Origin of the sequence: Kitasatospora griseola (genome assembly GCF_014648555.1) — a bacterium.
Classification (GTDB): Bacteria; Actinomycetota; Actinomycetes; order Streptomycetales; family Streptomycetaceae; genus Kitasatospora; species Kitasatospora griseola.
In genome coordinates this window covers 23,601-45,474 of record NZ_BMRI01000010.1, presented here as the reverse complement: position 1 = coordinate 45,474, position 21,874 = coordinate 23,601, and the positions used below count along the sequence as shown (strand labels likewise).

The following is a 21,874-nucleotide window of genomic DNA, read 5'->3' as shown; positions in this document are numbered from 1 at the left end:
CCGACCGGCCGTGACAGGAGCGTCCTGGCCCCACGCCGGTCGCGCACCACCCTACGCTGCCGCCCCGCCGCCCCGGTCCGGGACGGCGGGACTGTGGCAGAACCACGACATGACGGCCGTTTCGGACCGTTCGGATCAGGCCATGCCGGCCTCCCGCATCTGGCGCAGCTCGCGCTTGAGCTCCTTGACCTCGTCGCGAAGCCGGGCCGCCACCTCGAACTGCAACTCGGCGGCGGCGGTGTGCATCCGGTCCGTCATGTCCTGGATCAGCTCGGCGAGTTCGGCCGCGGGCAGGCTCTTGGCGGGCTTGCGGTCGAGGCCCAGCGAGGGCACCGGGGCCTTGCCCTTGCCCTGCTGGCGGTAGCCGGTGGCGAGCAGCTCCTCGGTGTCCACGTCCTCGCCGGCCATGGTGGAGAGCAGGTCGCCGATCTTCTTCCGCAGCGGCTGCGGGTCGATCCCGTGCTTCTCGTTGTACGCCTGCTGGACGATGCGACGGCGGTTGGTCTCGGAGATCGCCAGGTCCATCGCCGGGGTGATCTTGTCGGCGTACATGTGCACCTGGCCGGAGACGTTGCGCGCGGCACGGCCGATGGTCTGGATCAGCGAGGTGCCGGAGCGCAGGAAGCCCTCCTTGTCGGCGTCCAGGATCGCCACCAGCGACACCTCGGGCAGGTCCAGGCCCTCGCGCAGCAGGTTGATGCCGACCAGCACGTCGTACTCGCCGGCCCGCAGTTCGCGCAGCAGCTCGATCCGGCGCAGCGTGTCGACGTCGCTGTGCAGGTAGCGGACCCGGATGTCCAGCCCGAGGAAGTAGTCGGTGAGGTCCTCGGCCATCTTCTTGGTGAGCGTGGTGACCAGGACCCGCTCGTTCTTCTCCACCCGCTGCCGGATCTCGTGCACCAGGTCGTCGATCTGGCCCTCGGTCGGCTTGACGATCACCTCCGGGTCGATCAGGCCGGTCGGGCGGATGATCTGCTCCACCTGCCCGTCGCCGCGCGCCAGTTCGTACTTGCCGGGGGTGGCCGACAGGTAGACGGTCTGGCCGATCCGCTCCTGGAACTCCTCCCACTTCAGCGGCCGGTTGTCCATCGCCGAGGGCAGCCGGAACCCGTGCTCGACCAGCGTGCGCTTGCGCGAGGCATCGCCCTCGTACATCGCTCCGATCTGCGGGACCGTCACGTGCGACTCGTCGATGACCAGCAGGAAGTCCTCGGGGAAGTAGTCGAGCAGCGTGTTCGGCGGCGAGCCCGGCTCGCGGCCGTCGAAGTGCATCGAGTAGTTCTCCACGCCCGAACAGGTGCCGATCTGACGGAGCATCTCGATGTCGTAGGTGGTGCGCATCCGCAGCCGCTGGGCCTCCAGCAGCTTGCCCTGCTTCTCCATCCGGGCGAGGGTCTGCTCCAGCTCGGTCTCGATGTCCCGGACCGCGCGCTCCATCCGCTCCGGGCCGGCCACGTAGTGCGAGGCCGGGAAGACGTAGATCGAGTCGTCCTGGCTGATCACCTCGCCGGTCAGCGGGTGCAGCGTGTACAGCGCCTCGATCTCGTCGCCGAACATCTCGATCCGGACGGCGAGTTCCTCGTACACCGGGAAGATCTCGATGGTGTCGCCGCGCACCCGGAACGTGCCGCGGCTGAACGCCAGGTCGTTGCGGGTGTACTGGATGTCCACGAAGCGGCGCAGCAGCGCGTCCCGGTCGACCTCCTCGCCGACCTTCAGCTGCACCATCCGGTCCACGTACTCCTGCGGCGTGCCGAGGCCGTAGATGCACGACACGGACGCCACCACCACGACGTCCCGCCGGGTGAGCAGGCTGTTGGTGGCGGAGTGGCGCAGCCGCTCGACCTCCTCGTTGATCGAGGAGTCCTTCTCGATGTACGTGTCCGTCTGCGGGACGTACGCCTCGGGCTGGTAGTAGTCGTAGTACGAGACGAAGTACTCGACCGCGTTGTTCGGCAGCAGCTCGCGGAACTCGTTCGCCAGCTGCGCGGCCAGCGTCTTGTTCGGCGCCATCACCAGGGTGGGCCGCTGCAGCTTCTCGATCATCCACGCGGTGGTGGCGGACTTACCGGTACCGGTGGCGCCGAGCAGGACGACGTCCTTCTCCCCGGCGCGGATCCGGCGCTCCAGCTCGGCGATGGCCGCCGGCTGGTCACCATTGGGCTGGAAGGGGCTGACGACCTCGAAGGGCGCCACGGACCGCTCAATACTCGTGATGGGACGCACGCCTCCACGGTACGACCGGCCACCGACAGTCCGGGGCTCGTCCCGGACTGTCGGCGGACACCGCTAGCGTGCCCGGCATGACGGAGCTGGACGAACTGGTGCTCACGCCCGACGAACGGGCCCGCGGGGTCGACGTCGACCAAGTGGCCTTCGCCATGGACTGGAGCGGCGAGGAGTCGCCCGGCCTGCTCGCGGCGTTCGTGGCCGAGCGGGTACGGGCCTTCGGGGCGGACCCGGCGGACGTCGACGACACCGTCGTCCGCCGGACCGCCGAGCAGGACCCGACGCTGCGGCGCGGCGACCTTCCCGTCCGCCAGCTCGACCACCTGTCCGCGGTGCTGGCGGGCCTCGACTGCACGCTCCTGCTGGTGCACCAGGGCGACGACGCCTACACCGTGTTGGTCGCGCGAACCGGCGAACCGCCCGAGCTGACCCACCGGGACAGCCCGGTACTGCCGTGGGGCGCCGAGCCGACCCTGGTCTGTCTGGACTGCCCCGGCTGCGGGCAGCAGTTGGTCTGGCAGCTGCCGCCCGGCGAAACCCTGGCCGGGGAGCGCTGCGACTGCGGAACGCCGCTGTTCGACGCCGACGGCCGGCCGCTGCCGGGCGTCACCCTGTACGACTGAGACGCGGCCGGCCGGGCCGGACTACTTGGCGGAGTCGCGGGCCAGCGCGACCAGCCGGGACACCGCCCGCAGGTACTTCTTCCGGTAGCCGCCGCGCAGCATCTCCTCGGTGAACACCTGGTCGAACGGCACGCCGGACGCGGTGATCGGCAGCTCCCGGTCGTACATCCGGTCCGCCAGCACCACCAGGCGCAGCGCGGTCGCCTGGTCGTCGACCTGGCGGACGCCGCGCAGGAAGACCGAGCCGATGTCGTCCAGCAAGGCGCCGTAGCGGCTGGGGTGCACCTCCTTCAGGTGCTCCAGCAGGGCGTCGAAGTCGTCCAGCGAAGCGCCCGGGGCGGTGGCCGCGCGGTCCGTCACCTCGGCGTCGGTGTACGGCGGCGGCGCGTCCGGGAGACCGCGGTGGCGGTAGTCCTGGCCGTCGATCCGCACCGGGCGGAAGTGCGAGGACAGGCCCTGGATCTCCCGCATGAAGTCGGCGGCGGCGAACCGGCCCTCACCGAGCTTCTCCGGCAGCGTGTTCGACGTCGCGCAGAGCTTGACGCCGTTCTCCACCAGCCGGCTCAGCAGCGTCGACACCAGCACGGTGTCGCCCGGGTCGTCCAGCTCGAACTCGTCGATGCACAGCAGCCGGTGCGAGCTCAGCGTCTTCACCGCACCCTGGAACGTCAGCGCCCCGACCAGGTTGGTCAGCTCGACGAACGTGCCGAACGCCTTCGGCCCCGGCACGGCGTGCCACAGCGACGCCAGCAGATGCGTTTTTCCTACGCCGTACCCGCCGTCCAGGTAGATCCCCGCCGGCCCGCTCGGCGCCGGCGCGGACCGCCGGAACCATCCGCGCTTCACCGGCTCCGCACCCGCGTTCAGGCTCGCCGCGAAACCCTCCAGGATCTGCACGGCCTCGTACTGGCTCGGCTGCGAGGAATCCGGCAGGTAACTGCCGAAACTCACACCGGCGAACCGCGGCGGCGGCACCATCTCGGCCACCAGCCGCTCGGCCGGAACCACCGGCCGCCGAGAGGCGAGGGCTGTCACGGTACGGATTTCGGACTCCGAGGCAGGTGCAGACACGGAGAACAAGCGTACAGGTGAGCGGGAGAGCCGGCGGATGCGAGACAGGGCGGCGTAGGGAGCACCCGGTGGTGCTCGCCACTGCGAAACTTGAGCCATGGAGCAACTGATCGGCAACACCTCCGGCACCCCCGGCAGTCTGGAGTGGCTGGCCCAGGCGTACGCGTATCCGGCGGACGGTCCGTGGCTGCGGGCGAACATGGTGGCGTCGTTGGACGGCGCGGCCCGGCTCGACGGCCTCTCGGACGGGCTGTCCAGCGAAGCGGACAAGCGGATCTTCGGGGTGCTGCGCGCACTGTGCGACGTGGTGCTGGTGGGCGCCGAGACGGTGCGGGCGGAGGGGTACCGGCCCGGGCGGGCGCGGAAGGAGTTCGCCGAGCAGCGCGCCGCGGCGGGTCAGCTGCCGGCCCCGGTGATCGCGGTGGTGACGCGGAGCCTGGACCTCGACCTCTCGGCGCCGCTGTTCACCGAGCCGCTGGTCCCGACGGTGGTGATCACCACCTCGGACGCGCCGGCCGACCGGCTGGCCCGGACCGCCGAGGTCGCCGAGGTGATCACCGCGGGAACGGGCGCGGTGGACCTCCCGAGGGCGGTCGCGGCGCTCACGGGGCGTGGTTGGCGGCGGCAGCTCTCGGAGGGCGGTCCCCGCCTGCTCGGCCAACTCGCGGCGGACGGTCTGCTGGACGAGCTGTGCCTCTCGGTGGCCCCGCTGGTGACGGGGGGTGATTCACCGAGGATCGTGAACGGTCCGGGAATCGCGGACGTCCGGCGGATGCGGCTGGTGTCATTGATCGAGGAGAAAGGTTTCCTCTTCACCCGCTATCTGCGGCCGACCGATCCGGACCGCTCCCCGAGCGACCGCGCGCTCACCTGAGCCACTTCCTGACCGATGTGGACCACGTGTTCCGTGTGGCGCGTGTGCAGCGTGAGGAATCCTTCCTCCGGGCACTATGAAAGGAGGGGATGCCGGACCCGGGGGCCCGCACCAGCGAAGGGACTCACGTGTTCAAGACCGTACTGATGATCGAGAAGGCACTTTCCGACGCCGACGTGGAACTGGTCACCACTCTCCACGGCGACGAGCAGGTGTCCTTCGTCGTCCTGATGCAGCCGCGCGGCAAGCAGGACGAACTGCTGCGCGCCCTGGACGATGTGGCCCTCGGCCATCTCGACCAGGCGGTGCACGAGCACGACGAGCACGACGGCAACGGGCCCAGCCTCGCCGGGGAGTCCCTGGAGCACAGCCTGCGGCACCTGCAGCGGGCCGGTGCGGAGGCGGTCGGCGAGGTGGTCGAGCAGCAGCCGCTGGTACGGCTGCGCGAGGTGGTGGAGGAGAACCGGGCCGACGAGGTGCTGGTGCTGACCTCGCCGCACTTCGTCGAGGAGTTCTTCCACCGCGACTGGGCCTCCCGTGCCCGGCACGAGGTCGGCGTCCCCGTACTCAAGCTGTTCGCCAGCGACTCCTGACCCGCCTCCCGATTAGGGCAGAATCGTCCCGTGGTCCCGCAATGCAGGCGGGACCACGGGACGACCCGTTTCCGCCTCCTCACGCCAGTACGGAGCCAGCCTTGAACGACGCCGCGCACGACCTGCACGCCCCGCACTTCATCGGCATCGGCGGCGCCGGCATGTCCGGTCTGGCGAAGATCCTCGCGGTCCGCGGCGCGACCGTCTCGGGCAGCGACGCCAAGGAGTCGGACACCGTGCGGGCGCTGCGCGAGCTGGGCGCGACGGTGTTCGTCGGCCACGCGGCCGAGCACCTGCCGGCCGGGACGAGCAGCGTGGTGGTCTCCAGCGCGATCCGCGCCGACAACCCGGAGCTGGTGGCGGCGCAGGAGCGGGGCGTCCCGGTGGTGCACCGTTCGGACGCGCTGGCGGCGCTGATGGGCGGCCGTCGGGCGCTCGCGGTGGCGGGCACCCACGGGAAGACCACCACCACCTCGATGCTGGCGGTCAGCCTGGGCGAGCTGGGCCTGGAGCCCTCGTACGCGATCGGCGGCGACCTGGACCTGCCCGGGTCGAACGCGCACCACGGCGCGGGCGACATCTTCGTCGCGGAGGCGGACGAGAGCGACCGCAGCTTCCACAAGTACGCGCCCGAGGTGGCGATCGTGCTGAACGTGGAGCTGGACCACCACGCCAACTACGCGTCGATGGAGGAGATCTACGAGTCCTTCGAGACGTTCGTCGCCCGGATCGTCCCCGGCGGCACCCTGGTGGTGTCGGCCGACCACGAGGGCGCCCGTGAGCTGACCCGCCGGGTCGCCGGGCGCGAGGGCCTGAACGTGGTGACGGTCGGCGCGGCCGAGGACGCGGACGTGCGGGTGCTGTCGGTGGCGGCGCGCGGCATGACCAGCGAGGTGACGGTCGAACTGGGCGGCGAGCGGCTGACGTTCACCGTCTCGGTACCGGGCCGGCACTACGCGCACAACGCGGTGGCGGCGCTGGCCGCGGGCGTCGCGCTGGGCGTTCCGGCGGACGGGCTGGCGAAGGCGCTGGGCGCGTACACCGGCGTGCGGCGGCGGCTGCAGCTGAAGGGCGAGGCCCGCGGCGTGCAGGTGATCGACTCGTACGCGCACCACCCGACCGAGATGGCCGCCGACCTGGAGGCGATCCGCGAGGCGGCGGGCGCGGGCCGGGTGCTGGTGGTGTTCCAGCCGCACCTGTTCTCCCGCACCCAGCAGCTGGCCGAGGAGATGGGCCGGGCGCTGGCGCTGGCCGACGGCTCGGTGGTGCTGGACATCTACCCGGCCCGTGAGGACCCGATCCCGGGCGTCACCGCCGAGCTGATCATCGACGCGGCCCGCCGGGCCGGCGCGGACGTCCGGGCCGAGCACGAGTTCGCCGCCGCGCCCGCCGTGCTGGCCGGCCTGGCCCGCCCCGGCGACCTGGTGCTGACCATGGGCGCGGGCGACGTCACCAACCTGGGCCCGGAAATTCTGGCCGCCCTGGCGGACGTTGCACCTGCTGTCTGAGTCGAACGGCGAGCCCGGGAGAGTGCCGTGAGCTACGAGGTCCAGAAGTCCGACGCCGAGTGGCGGTCCGAGCTGAGCCCCGAGGAGTACCACGTGCTCCGCGAGGCCGGCACCGAGCGCCCGTTCGTCGGCGAGTACACCGACACCAAAACCGTCGGCGTGTACAGCTGCCGGGCGTGCGGCGCGGAGCTGTTCAGCAGCGAGACGAAGTTCGAGTCGCACTGCGGCTGGCCGTCGTACTACGCCCCGCTGGCCGGGGACTCGGTGGAGTACCTGGAGGACTCCAGCCTCGGGATGCGCCGGGTCGAGGTGCGCTGCAAGAAGTGCGGCAGCCACCTCGGGCACGTGTTCGACGGCGAGGGCTACGACACGCCGACGGACCAGCGGTACTGCATCAACTCGATCTCGCTGCGGCTGAAGCCCGCCGAGTAGGAAGCGCCGACGCCCGCCCCCGTGGAAGACTGATCGCTCTTGTTCGGTCTGGACGTGGGTGGGGCGGGCGTGGCGCGGCGGCGGTCTTCCGGGGTGTGGTCGGTACTGGCGGAGGCGCAGCGTGAGCAGCACCGCCGCGTCGAGGCGCAGCGGAAGGCCGCCGCCGCCCAACAGCGGGACCACGAGCGGGCGCAGCGCGAGGCGCAGCGAGCCGCGGCGCGGGGCGAGCGCGAGGCGCTGAAGGCGTACCAGCAGCAGCGGGACGCGGACGCGGCCCGTCGGACGGCCGAACTGGACGACCGGGTCGCCGAGTTGCGCGGGGTGCTGGCGGCGGGGCTGGCCGGTCCGGGGTTCTCGCTGGCGGAGCAGAGCCGGGGCGGGCAGGGCGCGATCCCGCCGTTCGACCCGGGGCCGTTGGGCGTTCCGGTGCCGATGCCCGATCAGAACTGGTACCTGGTACCGCCGTTGACGGGCGCTCAGGCGTACAACCCGGCGGCGCGCCGCCAGTGGGAGGAACAGGCCGGGCACGCCCGGGCCAGGTTCGAGTACGACTGGCAGGCGGCCTGGGCGGCCGAGCAGCAGCGGCAGCGCCAACTCGCCGACTACCGCGCCCAGTACGACGCGTGGGCAGCCGAGCGGCACCGCCTGCTGGCCGGGCAGAGCACCCAGGCGGGGCGGCTCGCGCAGCGGCTGCGGGCGGGCGAGGCGGCGGCGGTCGCCGAGTACTTCGAGGCGGTCGTCGACTGGCGGGAGGACTGGCCGGACGGCTTCCCCACCGATGGTGAGGCCTCCTGGGACGCGGACACCCGCCGGCTGGTGGTGCGCTGGGAACTGCCCGCGTTCGACGTGGTGCCGACGGTCGGCCGCTACCGCTACGTCCGGTCCGACGACCGGGAGGACGAGGTGGCCCGCCCGGCCGGGCAGCGCAAGGAGATCTACCGCGAGGTGCTGGCGCAGTGCGCGCTGCGGGTCCTGGCGGAGGTGTTCCGGGCCGACCCCGACGGGCTGATCGCCACCGTCGGCCTGAACGGCGTCGTGGTGGCCCCGGACCCGGCGACCGGCCAGGAGGGCGACCGCTGCCTGCTGGCGGTGGAGGTGGACCGGGCGACCTTCGCCGGGCTGGCCCTCGACCGCGTCGCCCCACTGGACTGCCTGCAGGACGCGCTCGGCGGACGGCTCTCCGCCCGGCCCGAGAAGGCCGACACGGTGGCCGAGATCCCGGCCGCCGCGACCTCCGCCGGGGACGGCGAGGAGCCGGACCTGTTCGCGATGGACCCGATCGAGTTCGAGAAGCTGATCGCCGAGCTGTTCCGCCGCCGCGGCTTCCGCACCAGCACCACCGCCCGCAGCGGCGACGAGGGCGTGGACGTGCTCGCCGAGGACCCCGACCCGATCACCGGCGGAAAGATCGTCATCCAGGCCAAGCGCTACCGGCACACCGTCTCCCCCAGCGCCGTCCGCGACCTGGAGTCCACGATGCGCCGCCAGGGCGCCAACCGCGGCATCCTGGTGACCACTTCGGGCTTCGGCCCCGGCTCGCGCAAGCACGCCGAGGGCCAGCCCCTCACCCTGGTGGACGGCCCGATGCTGCTCACCCTGCTCCGCGAGCACGGCCTCCCCGGCCGACTGGGCCCCGCCCCGGTCCCCGCCCAGCAGGCCGACGAGCCTGCGGCCGTGGAGTTGATGCCCGGTCAGAACACCGTGCTGCCCGACGGCGAGGTACGGGTCCGCTTCCGGTCCGGCGGCGCGGACGCCGACCTGACGCTGCTGCTGCTCGACGCGCTCGGCAAGGTCCGGACCGACGAGGACTTCGTCTTCTACCACCAGCCGACCGCGGCCGCCGGGGCCGTCACCCTGGAACCCGGCGACGGCAGCGCGGTGGTCCGCACCGACCGCCTGCCGAACACCGTCCACCGCGTGGCCGTGTCCGTGAACCTGGACGCCGACGGCGACGCCACCTGCGCGGACCTGATCGACCCGACGGTGGAACTCGCCGCCGGCCCCGGCCGCTGGACCTTCCGCCCACCGACCGACCCGGCCATCTCCGCGATGCTCGTCGCCGAGCTCTACCGCCACCCCGCCGACGGCTGGAAGCTCCGCGCCGTCGGCCAGGGCTGGTCCGACGGCCTGGCGGGCCTGGCCCGCCACCACGGCGTCGACGTCGAGTAGCGGGCGAGTGCATCCCCCGGAGTCAGAGCGTGCGGCTGTGCTTCCACTCCTCCGCGCAGACCCGGTACCCGAACCAGTCGTTGATGGCGAGCATCGGCGCGTTGTCGCCGTCGTTGTTGGTGTACGCCGCGATCAGGCCGCGGGCCTGCGCGCGGTGCAGGGAGTGGGCCTTGGCGAGCTTGGCGAGGCCGCGGCCGCGGTGGGTGGAGCACGTCGCGGTGAACGCGGACCAGTAGCTGCGGCCGTCGGTCTGGGCCGCGGAGAAGGCGACCGCCTGACCCTGGTCGAGGACGACGGTGGTGAGGGTGTGGTCCTGGTCGGGCCGCTGCCAGATCTCGGCGAGCCAGCTCTCGTAGGACTGGTCCGCCAGGTCGAGGTCGCCGGGTTCGGCGCGGGTGCCGTCGATGTCGACCAGGTAGACGGGGTACGGGTCGTCCAGGAAGTCTGCGGCGGTGCGGAGTTCGATGCCGGGCGGGGTGGGCGGCAGTGGCGGCAGCGGGACGGTGAGGTCGCGGCCGGCGAACTGGGCGCGGCGGCCCCGCCGGTAGCCGCGGGCGGCGGCGAAGCCGAGGGCTTCGGGGGTGTCGTCCGCCCAGCCGTGGGCGTCGCGGACGCCGAGGGCGGCGAGTTCGCGTTCGGCGGCGGTGAGCAGCGCGGCGCCGATGCCGCTGCCGCGGTGCTCGGGCAGCACGCTGACGTTCAGGAAGCCCTGGTGCGGGACGGTGCTCTCGGTGACCGGGCCGAACCTCGCGGAGCCGACCACCTGTCCGGCGCGTTCGGCGACCAGCAGGTGGTAGTGCGGCAGGCCGACGAGCCAGCTGGTCACCTCGGGTGTGATGACCAGGTGCGGTCGGCCGGCCCGGTAGGCGTCGGTGGCCCCGGCGGCGTCCTCGGGGGCGAACGGGCGGATGTCGTACGGCATCGAAGTCATAGGCATGTCACGTTAGTCAGTCGTTCGCCTGCGCGCCGCTGAATTTCCCCCCACCTGCGGGCCGTCCTGTTCAGCGGGACGGAAAGCTCAAGTTCAGCTCTGAGTTTCCGGTGTCCCGCTTGGCACCGGCCCCGCCCGGATACACCCTCGGCAGGGGGAGTCGAGGCCGTCGAAAGGCCCGGCGGGAAGGGGTGGAATATGTCCTCGCACGGAATTCCGCGGTTGGGCACGGGGCTCGGCTGGCGCCCCGAGATCGACACCGCCGTGGAGCGGCTGCCCGGGCTGGACTGGGTGGAGGTGGTCGCCGAGAACGTCTGCGCCGACCACCTGCCGCCCTCGCTGACGGCGCTGCGGGGCCGGGGCGTGACGGTCGTTCCGCACGGCGTCTCGCTGGGCCTCGGCGATGCCGCCGAACCCGATCCGGCGCGGCTGGCGCGGCTGGCCGCGGTCGCCGAGGCGCTCGGTTCGCCGCTGGTCAGCGAGCATCTGGCGTTCGTCCGGGCGGGCGGCCTGGAGGCCGGCCACCTGCTGCCGGTGCCGCGCACCCGGGAGGCGTTGCGGGTGGTGGCCGCGAACGTGCGGATCGCCCAGCAGGAACTGCCGGTGCCGCTGGCGCTGGAGAACATCGCCGCACACCTGGCATGGCCGGGCGACGAGCTGACGGAGGCCCAGTTCCTCGCCGAGCTCGTCGAGCGCACCGGCGTGCGCCTGCTGGTGGACGTCGCCAACCTGCACACCAACCGGGTCAACCTGGGCGTCGACCCGGCCGCCGAGCTCGACCGGCTGCCGCTGGACGCGCTGGCCTACGTCCATGTCGCCGGCGGGGTGGAGCGCGACGGCGTCTGGCACGACACCCACACCCATCCCGTCACCGCCCCCGTGCTGGAGGTGCTCGCCGCACTGTGCGAACGCACCGACCCGCCCGGGGTGCTGCTGGAGCGGGACGGCGCCTACCCGCCGCCCGCCGAACTGTCCGCCGAACTCGACGCCGTCCGCCGGGTCCATCGCACGGCCCGCGACCACCGGAAGGAGCCCGACCGTGTCCGAACTGGACGAGTACCTGATCCGTGACCGAGCCGACGCCGAACTCGCCCTGGCCCGCCGCAACCTGGCCACCCGTCAGGAGGAGCTGCTGACCGCCCTGGTGGCGGGCGGCCCCGCCCCCGCCGGTTTCGACCCGGCGCACCTGCGTACCCAGTCCGAGGGCCTGCTCGCCAAGCGCCGGGAGACCGTCGGCCACCTGATGCCCGAACTGCCCGAGCTGCTCGGCCCGGACTTCGCACCGCTGTTCCGCCGCTACGCCGTCGGCCGCCCGCTCACCGGCGGCTACCGGGCCGACGCCCACGCCTTCGCCGCCTGGGCCCTGGACGCCGCACCCGCCGCGCCGTGGCACCCGGCCCTGCACCGTCTGCTCCACCCGGCCGCCCGCCGCTGGGCCGGTCTGCTGCCGCGCCGCACCGCCCGGGCGCACCGGTAGCCCCCGGACCCTGGCGAACGCCGCACTCGGCACCACCTCACCGGCCGTGTCGCCGCCTCTCGCACCACTGCACGAAAGGACTTCGGGGGAATGTGGAACACCCAGTTCGTCGTGGCCCTGGTCATGGTCGCCCTGTCCATGGTCGTCGCCACCGTCTTCGACCGGCGCTGCCGCCGGGTCACCGAGCCCCGGGGCCTGCCCGGGAACGGCATGCCGCTGCTGGAGGCCGCGTTCCTGGCCGGCGGCCCGGCCCGGGCGGTGGACACCGCGCTGGTCCGGATGGAACGCGAGGGCCGGGTGGTGATCTCCCGGGCCCAGCGGGTCACGGTCACCGACACCGCGCCGCGCGACGCCGTCGAGACCGTACTGATCACCGCCGTCGGCGGCCGCACCGGGCGGGACCTGTCCGTGCTGCGCGCCTCCGTGCTGGGCAGCCCGGACGTGCAGCGGATCGGTGACGCCCTGGCCGCCCGCGGCCTGCTGCGCCGGCCCGCCGCGCTCAAGGCCGCCTGGCGGGCCCGCCGGCTGGTGGTGCTCGCACTGGTGGTCACCCTGGTGCTGGGCACGGCCGCCACCGTCCAATGGCTGTCCGCGTCGGGGCGGGACGCCAGTACTCCCCCGTTCTTCGCGTTCGGGGCGCTGGCCGTGGTCGCCGTCGTGCACCTGGTGGTCGGCCGGCCGCCGAAGGCGCGGATCACGCCCGCCGGGGAGCGTCAGCTGCAGCTGATGCACGGCAGCAGCCCGTGGCGCCCGCGCGAGGTGGACCGCGGGCACGCCGCCCTGGTCGGCGCGTTCGCCCTGGACGGGCCCGCCGCGCTGAAGAACGCCGCGGACCGGCCGCTGCGCGAGGCGCTCGGCGGCGCCGCGCCCCGGCCGGCCTCCCTGGTGAAGGCGGGGCGTTCGAGCAGCTCGGGCGGCGCGGCGGACACCGGAGGGACCGCGGGCGCGGCGTGGTGCGGAACCACCGTCAGCTCCTGCGGCTCGTCCGGTTCCTCCGGACACTCGGGGCACTCCGGCGGGCACTCGGGCGGGCACTCCTGCGGCGGGTCCTCGCACTCCTGCGGGTCGTCGAGTTCGTGCGGTTCGTCCAGTTCGTGCGGGTCGAGCTGTGGCGGCGGGGGCTGTGGGTCCTGAGTCGGGATCGTGTCACAGTTCGGTATCGCGGCAGGTGGATCCATTCCGCTTGCCGCGTGAGCGGGACTAGAACAAACACCATGTGGGTGCTGCTGCTGATCCCGACCTGTGCCGCCGCGGTGCTGTCCTGTCTGCGCCTGGTCCGGGTCGCCTCGGTCGCCGACGCCCTCGTCGAGCACCTGCCGACGGCCGACCGGACGTCGGGGATCGGCCTGTACGAGACCGCGTACCTGGCGGGCGGACCGGCCCGGGTGGTGGATCTGGCGCTGGTCCGGATGGCCGGGCTGGGCCGGCTGCACCTGGCGCACACCGGGTGGACCACGGTGGTCGATCCGCAGGGCCGGGGCCGGCTGGAGCGGGCCCTGATCACCGCGATCGGCCCCGAGGGCCAGTGCCGCACCGCCCAGTTGAAGGCGGCGCTGGCCGCCCACCCCACCGTCCGGGACATCGGCGACCGGCTGGCGCTGGCCGGTCTGGCCACGCCGGCGGAGGTCCGGGTCCAGGCGCTGCGGGCGATCCGGCACGTCCGGTACGCGCTGCTCGGGGCGGTCGCGATGCTGCTGCTCACGGTGGTGCTGAACTCCGACGGCGAACTGGCCCGGACGGCCGTCGCCTGGTACTCGCTGCCGCTGGTGCTGACCGGCGGCACCCTGATGATGGCCCGGGTCGACGTGCACTCCTACACCGCCTGGGCGGCCCCCGCCGGGCAGCGCCTGCTGCGCACCCTGCGCTGGCCGCACATCTGCCGGGCGGGCACCGACGACCTGCTCACCGCGGTCGCGATCCGCGGGCCCGAGGCCGTCCAGGACCCGCGCCTGCGGGCGGCACTGAGCCACCGTTAGCCGGACGGGCCCGGGGCCGTCCGGGCCGAGTTCCGACGCCGCATCAGCGCGTTGTGCGCCGGGGCCCTCCGGCCGCTCGCAGACTCGACGGCATGATTCGTTTCCGCATCGCCGCCGCGGCGGTCCTCGCCCTCTCGCCGGTCGTCCTGCCGGCGCCCGGCCCGGCGGCACTCGCCGTCGAACAGCACCGGGCCCCGAGCGTCTCGCCGCCGCAGGCGATCCGGACGCCCGCCGAGCAGCGGGTCGACACGTTCTTCTCCGCGTACCGCGACGCCGTCCTCCGGGGCGAGCCCGAGGCGGCCCGGACGGTCCGGCAGAAGTACCTGACCGCCGAGCTGAACGCCCGGCTCGACCAGTGGGCGCAGGCCAACGACGCCGACCCGGTGTTCCGGGCGCAGGACGTCCCGGTCGGCTGGACCGTCGCCCAGGACAGCAGCGGCGCCGGACACACCGCCGTGCTGCTCACCGAGCAGTGGGGCGACGGCTCCACCACCCCCGTCGACTACCAGCTTCGACTGCCCGACCTGGAGATCGACGACCTGGAGAACGCCCCCGCGTGACCGCACCCCGGAACGCCGACAGCCGCCGCCGCGCGGGGGCGCGGTGACGGCTGCCGGAGCGGTTCGAAGGAGCGGTCGGGTCAGAACAGCCCGGCGACCAGGTCGCCGACCGACTTGCGGCGGCCGGTGAAGAACGGCACCTCCTCGCGCACGTGCAGCCGCGCGCGGGACGGGCGCAGGTCGCGCATCAGGTCGACGATGCGGTGCAGCTCGTCGGCCTCGAAGGCCAGCAGCCACTCGTAGTCGCCGAGCGCGAACGAGGCGACGGTGTTGGCGCGCACGTCCGGGTAGCCGCGGGCCATCTGGCCGTGCTCGGACAGCATCGCCCGGCGCTCCTCGTCGGGGAGCAGGTACCACTCGTAGGAGCGGACGAACGGGTAGACGCAGACGTACTCGCGGGCCCGCTCGTCGGCGAGGAACGCGGGGATGTGCGACTTGTTGAACTCGGCGGGGCGGTGCAGCGCCATGTTCGACCAGACCGGCTCCATCCGGCGGCCCAGCTCGGTGCGGCGGAAGCGGTTGTACGCCTCCTGCAGGTCGTCCGAGTTCTCCGCGTGCCACCAGATCATCAGATCGGCGTCGGCGCGCAGGCCGGACACGTCGTAGGTGCCGCGGATGGTGACGTCCTTGGCGGCGAGCTGCTCGAAGAGGGCGTCCACCTCGGCGACCAGGGCGGAACGGTCCTCGGGCAGGCCGTCCTTCAGCTTGAACACCGACCACATGGTGTAGCGGATGACCTGGTTGAGGTCGCGGGCCTTCTTCTTCACGGGCTGCTCAGTGCTTTCGGTCATGAGCCCATTGTCCCTTCTGTGCGGGTGGTTCCGGTGACGGGGTGGACGGCGGCGGCCCGGCGGGCGCTCGCGACGACGGCGGGGATGCCGACGCCGTCGTAGGCGGCGCCGCAGACGGCGATGCCGCCGAGCGCGTCCAGCCGGGTGCGGATCCGGGCGACCCGGTCGAGGTGGCCGACCGGGTACTGCGGCAGACCGTCGGTCCAGCGGGTGACGGCATGGTCGTACGGGGTGGCGCGCAGGCCGACGGCGGTCTGCAGGTCGGCCAGCGAACGGGCCACCAGTTCGGCGTCGTCCAGCTGGAGCGCGGCGCCCTCGCGGTGCCGGCCCAGCGAGGTGCGCAGTAGGAAGGTGTCCGGCGCGGAGCGCTCCAGCCAGCCCCACTTGTTGCTGGAGAAGGTGGACGCCTTGATGTTGCGGCGGTCCACCGGCGGCACCAGGAAGCCGCTGCCGACGAGCGGGCTGTCCGCCAGGTCGGCGCGCCGGAAGGCGAGCGTGACCAGCGCCATCGAGGCGTACTCGATCCCCCGCAGCTCGGCCGCGGCGGCGGGCGCGTCGGCGGCGAGCAGCGCGGCCGCGTGCGGGGCGGGGACGGCCAGCACCACGGCGTCCGCGTGCAGTTGCCGTCCGCCGGTGGTGACCTGCCAGCCGTCGGGGGTGCGGCGCAGCGCCTCGACGGGGTGGCCGGTGAGCAGTTCGGCGCCGTGCGCGCGGTCGTGCGCGGCGATGGCGTCGGGGAAGGTGCCGAGGCCGCCGCGCAGGCCCTGGAAGACCGGGCCGGTGGCGGTCGAACGGCCGGTGAGCTCGCGCACCGCCTCGGTCAGCGAGCCGTCGCGCTGCGCCAGTGCCAGCAGCTGCGGGACGGCAGCGCGGATCGAGATCTCGTCGGCGTGCCCGGCGTACACGCCGCCGAGCAGCGGCTCGACCAACCGGTCGACGACCTCGCGGCCGAGCCGGGCGGCGATGTAGGCGCCGATCGGGGCGTCGTCGCCGATCTCGGCGGGCTGCTCGTGGACGGCCCGCTCCAGGCCTTCGGGGGTGAGCACGCCGGACGCCTTCAGCGCGTCCAGGTCGCCGGGCACGCCCATCAACTGGCCGCCGGGCATCGAACGCAGGCCCTCCCGGGTCCAGATCGACGCCTTGGCGGTGGTCGGCGGCTCCAACTGCTCGCCGAGACCGACCTTTTGGGCCAGTTCGACGGCTTCCGGGCGGCGGGCCAGCATCGACTCCGCGCCGAGATCGACCCGGACGCCGCCGACCTCCCCGCCGCGCAGTTTGCCGCCGAAGCGGTCGGACGCCTCCAGCACGGTGACCCGCACCGGCCGGTCACTGAGGAAGGCGGCCGCGGCCAGGCCCGCGACGCCGCCACCGATCACCACGACGTGAGGTTTCGCCATGCCCCGCAGTCTTCCAGCCCTTATCCCGAATCCGGAATCGGCCCACGCGACCGCCGAGACCGCCATGAGGCCGAGGCGTGATCGTTCCGGTACCGCCGGTGCGGGTCCGGTCCGCGGGCCCGCGCGTCAAAGTGCTCAAGGGCGGGCGAGCGGCCCGCCGCACGGACACGGGAGGGGACGGGCATGGGAGTACGGGTGCGCAGAGCGGGGGCGGCCGGCGTCCTGGCGGCGGTGCTGCTGCTGGCCGGGTGCAGCGCGAACGGCGGCGGCAGCAGCACATCCGCGGGCAAGGCCGACAACGCGGCGGCGGCCGCACCGGCCGACGCGAAGGCGCCGGCGGGCGCGGCGGGGACGGGCGGAGCGGGCGCGGGCGGCGCCACGGCCGCGCCGTCGGCCGGGGCGAGCGGGCAGTCGGTGAACCGGCAGATCGCCTACCAGGCCCGGATGACGATCAAGGTGGACGACCTGGAGCCGGCCCGCGACAAGGCCGTGGACCTGGTCACCCAGGCGGGCGGATTCGTGTCGGGCGAGAGCCGGCGCGGAGCGGGCGAGGGCGCCCAGGCCACCCTGACGCTGAAGGTGCCGTCCGAGTCGTACCAGAAGACCGTGGACGCCATCGGCGGTCTCGGCCAACGACTCGCCCTGACCAGCCAGGCCGACGACCTCACCGGCCAGATCGCCGACGTGGACAGCCGGATCAAGTCGATGCGCGCCAGCGTGGACCGGGTGCGGGCCCTGATGGCGGAGGCCAAGACGCTGTCCGAAGTGGTCTCGCTGGAGAGCGAACTGACCCGCCGTGAGTCCGACCTGGAGGCCCTGGAGCGCCAGCAGCAGGCGCTGACCTCCCGCACCTCGCTCTCCACCGTGACGCTCGACCTGCTGACGGACTCCCAGCGCCCCACCGGCGCGGTCGCCAAGCCCAAGGACGGCTTCTGGCACTCGGTCGGCAGGGCCCTCACCGGCGGCTGGCACGCACTACTGGCCGTCCTGCACGGCCTCCTGGTCGTCCTGGCCGCCGGCGCCCCGTTCCTGCTGGTCCTCGCCCCCGTCGCCTGGCTCCTCCTCCGCCTCCGCCGCACCCGCCCCCGCCGCACCCCGCCTCCGGCCCCGAACGCCTTCCCCGCCCCGCCCCAGCACCCGCCGACGCCCGGAACGGAGGACTGACCCCGCCGCACCACGACGATCGGCCGGGCCCTGGGCCGACGAAAGGCGAACCCAGCAGCCCGGCAAGCGTTCGGCACCCACCAGCGGGCGCTTGACCGGGCCGGTAACAACCTCCTTCGCCTACCAGGGCCAGCACCACTCCGATGCGCCCGATGGTGACGAGTCTGACGCCGTTGTCCAGGCCCAGGTCGCCGCCTTCGGCGAACTCCTCCACGTCGCCGCCCTCACCGCACCCACCCATACCCGAGCCGAACTGCGAGCCGCCGCAAGCGCGTTCAACCGCGCCAACCGATCCCGCATCCGCGCCGAACACCCGCGCCGCCACGATCGCGTCGTTCATCTCTCGGGTCGGGTACCCCATCAGCAGTCCGCCATAGGTCTCTGCCATGCGGAGGCTGGAGAGCTTGATCGAGCGTCCACGGCGAGCCTCAGGCGTCTCAAGGGCAGCCCATGAACAGCACTCTCGCAAACCGCTACACCTTCCCGGGCAGTGTGGTGATTGTCGGCTTCGGTCCGAAAGCCCCACACCGTGGCCCCAGTTCATCGGCACGGTAGCGGTCCGTAGCGGATTCAACACGACGCCGGGGGCCGGCGTGGGGAGCAGTGGCATCACGTTCGGCAAGTTCATCGCACTCCGCCGCGCCGAGATGGAGTGGACTCAGCTCCGTCTCGCCGTCGAGCTTGACCGCAGCGAGGTCTGGATGTCGTTGCTGGAACGCGACTCGCAGCAGGTGAAGGACCTGACCCTGCTCCGTCGCCTCGTGGCGGTACTGGGCTGCGAACTCGGCGAGCTGATGGAATTACCGCAGCCAGCTGCCGACCGGCCGAGGTCCCGCCCCCGCAAGTTCGCCTCCGCTACGCTGACGAGCACTTCCGCTGCCGAGGAGGACGATGTGCGACGCCGCCCGTTCCTGGCCCTGGCGGCTGCCGCCCTGTTCGCTCCGGCCGCAGGCCAACAGGCCGCGCATGCCGAGACAGCCTCACCCTTGGCCGGCCTGGAAGACCTGCTGCTCTACGGAACAGGCCGGATTCCAGCGCCCCGGCACGAGCCGACCCACGAGTCCGTAACCGCTTCGCTCCTGACGTCGCGCCAGGAGTTCAAGGCGGCCAAGTACGACGGGCTCGCCGCTGCTCTGCCGACCCGGATCGCAGCTGCCCAGATGGTCGGCACCGCCGAAGAACGCGCTCGCAACGTCGCCCAGCTCTACAACCTTGCGGCGCGGCTGTGCATCAAGATCGGCGACAACAACCTGCTGGCCATCACCGCAGACCGCGCGCTGACCTCCGCCCGAGCAGGCGATGACCCGCTGGTGGTCGCCGAGTCCCAGCGGATGGTCTCCAGTTCCTGGCGCCGCCAAGGCAGCCTGGCCAGGGCAATCGACATCGTGGTGGTCGCCGCCGAGCACCTCCTCGCCAACAGGACGGTGCCCGAGACCGCTCGCCTGGCCACCCGTGGCGACCTGTACGCCACCGCCGCTTACACCGCCGCGAAGACCGGCGATCGTGCCTACGCGCACTCGCTGATCCGCGAGGCTGCCAACAGCGCTGCCGCAGCCGGCCGGACCTCCGGGCTGGTTGACGGGATCCAGGGCGTCGCCCTGCACGAGCTGTCGGTGCACTACGAACTCGGCGACGCCGGCCGGGCGATCGAGCTGGCCGCCACGATCGACCCTGCTGCTCTGCCGACTGCCGAGCGGCAGGCCCGCTTCTTCATCGACGTGGCTCGCGCGTTCGACCAGTGGGGCAGGCCCGAGCAGTGCTACCGGGCCCTGCTCGCGGCCGAGGAGGCCGCCCCGCAGGAGCTCCGCCGGGGCGCCGTCCGCAACCTCGCCACCGGCCTGGTGCGGCACGACCGCAAGCTGCCGGGCATCCGGGACTTCGCCTCCCGCGCGGGCGTACAGATCATCTGACCCGTAGTCGGACTACGGCCCGCAGTCCGACTACGGATCCGGCCTTCGGCCTGGCGGTTCACTGGAAATCTCCCCACCCGCCCCTGCTGCCGAAGGCCCTCACATGCCCACGCACAGCACCGCCATGCCCTCCGCCGGTCCTCGCCACGCGGCGCGGGATCGCGACCGGATCGGCACCTTCCTCACCGCCTGCTGGATCGCGGTGGTGGACGGCAGACTGTCCGTCAGCAGCCCGCCCGGCGAGCCGACCCTGCTGCGTGTGGAGATCCCGTGCCCGTTGCTGCCCCACGCCCGCTCCGCCTGGTGCCGGCCGAGGACTCCGTGCTGCTGCGGGAGGGTCTGGTGGGCCTGCTGGAACGTTTCGGCCGCACCGTGGCGGCGGCGGTCGGTGACGCCCCGTCACTGCTGACGGCGGTCGCCGAGCACCGGCCCGACCTGGTGGTCACCGACGTCCGGATGCCGCCGGGCCTGGCCGAGGAGGGCCTGCGGGCGGCGGTCGCGCTGAGCACCGGCAGCCCGGGCTGCCGGTGCTCAGCCAGTACGTGCAGCGCTCGTACGCGGCGGAGCTGCTGGCCGACGGCGACGGCGCGGTGGGCTACCTGCTGAAGGACCGGGTCGGCCACGTCGAGGAGTTCCTGGACGCGGTGGACACGGTGGCGTCCGGCGGCACCGTGGTCGACCCGGAGGTGGTGCGCCGCCTGCTGTCCCGCCGCCGGGACCCGCTGGAGCGGCTGACGCCGCGCGAGCGGGAGGTGCTGGAGCTGATGGCCCGGGGCTGCTCGAACGCGGAGATCTGCCGCCGGCTGGTGGTGTCGGAGGCGGCGGTGGCCAAGCACATCGGCAACATCCTGCTGAAGCTCGACCTGCCGCCCGCCGAGGACACCCACCGCCGGGTCCTGGCGGTGCTGGCGTTCCTCGGCGGCGACGAGCCCCGCTGACGGGGTGTCAGCGCGCGCTGGCCTCGTGGACGAAGGCGACCAGGCGGGTCAGCGCTTCCGGGTCCATGGTCGGCATGACGCCGTGGCCGAGGTTGAAGATGTGGTGGCTGCCGCCGAGCGCCTGGGCGGCGTGCAGCACCTCGCGGGCCTTGGTCTCCACCACGTGCGTGGGGGCGTACAGCACGGCCGGGTCGAGGTTGCCCTGCAGGCCCTTGCCGGGGCCGACCCGGTTGGCGGCCTCGTCCAGCGGGACCCGCCAGTCGACGCCGACGATGTCCGCGCCGGCCTGGCCCATCAGGCCGAGCAGCTCGCCGGTGTTGACGCCGAAGTGGATCCGCGGCACCCCGTACGGCGCGACCGCGTCGAACACCTTGGCGCTGGCGGGCATCACCGAGCGGCGGTACTCGTCGGGGGCGAGCGCGCCCGCCCAGGAGTCGAACAGCTGGACCGCCGAGGCGCCCGCCTCGATCTGGATCTTCAGGAACGCCGAGGTGATCTGCGCGAGCCGGTCGACCAGCTCCGCCCACAGCTCGGGCGCGCCGTACATCATCGCCTTGGTGTTCTCGTACGACTTCGACGGGCCGCCCTCGATCAGGTAGCTGGCCAGCGTGAACGGGGCGCCGGCGAAGCCGATCAGCGGGGTGGCGCCGAGCTCGGCGACCAGCAGGCCGACCGCCTCGGTGATGTACGGCATGTCGTCCGGCTCCAGCGGACGCAGCCGCTGCAGGTCGGCCTTGGTGCGGATCGGGTCGGCGATCACCGGGCCGACGCCGCCCTTGATCTCCACGTCGATGCCGACCGCCTTGAGCGGGACCACGATGTCGGAGAAGAAGATCGCCGCGTCCACCTTGTGCCGGCGCACCGGCTGCAGGGTGATCTCCTTGACCAGCTCGGGCCGCATGCAGGCGTCGAGCATCGGGATGCCCTCGCGCACCTTCAGGTACTCGGGCAGCGAACGGCCGGCCTGCCGCATGAACCACACGGGGGTGTGCGGCACCGGCTCGTTGCGGGCGGCGCGCAGGAAGACGGAGTCGTACGCGGCGCCGCGGGGCCGCTGACCGGACTGGGCTGCGGGGGTCTCACTCACGCGTCACATCCTCGCACGCGACCGCTCCCGTCCCGGCCGCCGACCAGGCAAAACGGACACCTCGGACACCGGTGCGGCGCACAGCGGTCCCGGCCTGGCCGATTTCCGGAATTTCGGCACGCCGGAGGGACGAAAGTGCTCGGA

General features: G+C 73.0%; 17 protein-coding genes and 2 pseudogenes. 13 read left to right on the top strand and 6 right to left on the bottom strand.

Going from position 1 to position 21,874, the window contains the following annotated elements; translation table 11 throughout:
* Positions 1-135: 135 nt before the first annotated feature.
* Positions 136-2,226 (bottom strand): excinuclease ABC subunit UvrB, encoded by a 2,091-nt coding sequence (uvrB, locus tag IEZ12_RS15030; protein ID WP_043909990.1) that lies wholly within the window; start codon positions 2,224-2,226, stop codon positions 136-138.
* Positions 2,227-2,303: 77 nt separating this feature from the next.
* Here uvrB and IEZ12_RS15025 point away from each other — a divergent pair, with 77 nt between their 5' ends.
* The gene (locus tag IEZ12_RS15025; RefSeq protein WP_189272492.1) at positions 2,304-2,852 is read left to right on the top strand and encodes a hypothetical protein; all 549 of its coding nucleotides are present in this window, start codon (positions 2,304-2,306) and stop codon (positions 2,850-2,852) included.
* Positions 2,853-2,873: 21 nt separating this feature from the next.
* Here the strand turns inward: IEZ12_RS15025 and zapE are convergent, their stop codons facing one another.
* Entirely contained in the window at positions 2,874-3,896 is a 1,023-nt protein-coding gene (gene zapE, locus IEZ12_RS15020; protein WP_373295482.1) for a cell division protein ZapE, read from the bottom strand.
* Between the two features lie 124 nt (positions 3,897-4,020).
* Between zapE and IEZ12_RS15015 the strand changes: the two genes are divergently transcribed.
* The 5 genes from IEZ12_RS15015 (at position 4,021) to IEZ12_RS14995 (ending at position 9,499) form a co-directional block, all read left to right on the top strand.
* Positions 4,021-4,797, top strand: a complete 777-nt coding sequence (locus IEZ12_RS15015) for a pyrimidine reductase family protein (protein WP_189272491.1) — start codon at positions 4,021-4,023, stop codon at positions 4,795-4,797.
* A 128-nt stretch (positions 4,798-4,925) separates the two neighbouring features.
* Positions 4,926-5,390: an indole-3-glycerol phosphate synthase gene (locus IEZ12_RS15010; RefSeq protein ID WP_100589749.1), complete on the top strand. Its 465-nt coding sequence runs from the start codon at positions 4,926-4,928 to the stop codon at positions 5,388-5,390.
* A gap of 101 nt (positions 5,391-5,491) precedes the next feature.
* On the top strand, positions 5,492-6,898 hold the full coding sequence (gene murC, locus IEZ12_RS15005; protein ID WP_189272490.1) for a UDP-N-acetylmuramate--L-alanine ligase: 1,407 nt from the start codon (positions 5,492-5,494) through the stop codon (positions 6,896-6,898).
* Between the two features lie 27 nt (positions 6,899-6,925).
* The gene (gene msrB / locus IEZ12_RS15000) at positions 6,926-7,330 is read left to right on the top strand and encodes a peptide-methionine (R)-S-oxide reductase MsrB (protein WP_189272489.1); all 405 of its coding nucleotides are present in this window, start codon (positions 6,926-6,928) and stop codon (positions 7,328-7,330) included.
* A 93-nt stretch (positions 7,331-7,423) separates the two neighbouring features.
* Positions 7,424-9,499, top strand: a complete 2,076-nt coding sequence (locus IEZ12_RS14995) for a restriction endonuclease (RefSeq protein ID WP_189272488.1) — start codon at positions 7,424-7,426, stop codon at positions 9,497-9,499.
* Positions 9,500-9,521: 22 nt separating this feature from the next.
* On the opposite strand, the gene IEZ12_RS14990 is transcribed toward IEZ12_RS14995, so the two are convergent.
* The gene (locus tag IEZ12_RS14990) at positions 9,522-10,436 is read right to left on the bottom strand and encodes a GNAT family N-acetyltransferase (protein WP_229847555.1); all 915 of its coding nucleotides are present in this window, start codon (positions 10,434-10,436) and stop codon (positions 9,522-9,524) included.
* 207 nt (positions 10,437-10,643) lie between these two features.
* Here IEZ12_RS14990 and IEZ12_RS14985 point away from each other — a divergent pair.
* The 4 genes and pseudogenes from IEZ12_RS14985 (at position 10,644) to IEZ12_RS14965 (ending at position 14,443) form a co-directional block, all read left to right on the top strand.
* Positions 10,644-11,907 (top strand): annotated as a pseudogene (locus IEZ12_RS14985) (MbnB/TglH/ChrH family RiPP precursor modification enzyme).
* Between the two features lie 90 nt (positions 11,908-11,997).
* Positions 11,998-13,041, top strand: a complete 1,044-nt coding sequence (locus tag IEZ12_RS14975) for a TIGR04222 domain-containing membrane protein (RefSeq protein ID WP_189272486.1) — start codon at positions 11,998-12,000, stop codon at positions 13,039-13,041.
* A gap of 80 nt (positions 13,042-13,121) precedes the next feature.
* Positions 13,122-13,883: a TIGR04222 domain-containing membrane protein gene (locus IEZ12_RS14970; protein WP_043909979.1), complete on the top strand. Its 762-nt coding sequence runs from the start codon at positions 13,122-13,124 to the stop codon at positions 13,881-13,883.
* A gap of 92 nt (positions 13,884-13,975) precedes the next feature.
* Complete coding sequence (locus tag IEZ12_RS14965; RefSeq protein ID WP_189272485.1) at positions 13,976-14,443, top strand: hypothetical protein; 468 nt, start codon at positions 13,976-13,978, stop codon at positions 14,441-14,443.
* An 80-nt stretch (positions 14,444-14,523) separates the two neighbouring features.
* On the opposite strand, the gene hemQ is transcribed toward IEZ12_RS14965, so the two are convergent.
* Together hemQ and hemG are read right to left on the bottom strand one after the other, a co-directional pair.
* On the bottom strand, positions 14,524-15,234 hold the full coding sequence (hemQ, locus tag IEZ12_RS14960; protein ID WP_043909976.1) for a hydrogen peroxide-dependent heme synthase: 711 nt from the start codon (positions 15,232-15,234) through the stop codon (positions 14,524-14,526).
* Positions 15,231-16,697, bottom strand: coding sequence for a protoporphyrinogen oxidase (gene hemG / locus IEZ12_RS14955; RefSeq protein WP_189272484.1), 1,467 nt, complete (start codon positions 16,695-16,697; stop codon positions 15,231-15,233). Before hemG ends, hemQ begins: the two co-directional genes overlap by 4 nt.
* Before the next feature lie 117 nt (positions 16,698-16,814).
* On the opposite strand from hemG, the gene IEZ12_RS14950 reads away from it, so the two are divergent.
* The 3 genes and pseudogenes from IEZ12_RS14950 (at position 16,815) to IEZ12_RS14940 (ending at position 20,643) form a co-directional block, all read left to right on the top strand.
* Positions 16,815-17,795, top strand: coding sequence for a DUF4349 domain-containing protein (locus IEZ12_RS14950; protein WP_189272483.1), 981 nt, complete (start codon positions 16,815-16,817; stop codon positions 17,793-17,795).
* 404 nt (positions 17,796-18,199) lie between these two features.
* A complete protein-coding gene (locus IEZ12_RS14945; RefSeq protein ID WP_189272482.1) occupies positions 18,200-19,705 on the top strand; it encodes a helix-turn-helix domain-containing protein in 1,506 nt (501 codons plus the stop codon).
* Positions 19,706-20,008: 303 nt separating this feature from the next.
* Positions 20,009-20,643: pseudogene (locus tag IEZ12_RS14940) on the top strand (LuxR C-terminal-related transcriptional regulator).
* 7 nt (positions 20,644-20,650) lie between these two features.
* On the opposite strand, the gene hemE reads toward IEZ12_RS14940, so the two are convergent.
* Positions 20,651-21,730 carry a uroporphyrinogen decarboxylase gene (hemE, locus tag IEZ12_RS14935; RefSeq protein ID WP_189272481.1) on the bottom strand — a complete coding sequence of 360 codons (1,080 nt, stop codon included), beginning with the start codon at positions 21,728-21,730 and terminating at the stop codon, positions 20,651-20,653.
* Positions 21,731-21,874: the final 144 nt, after the last annotated feature.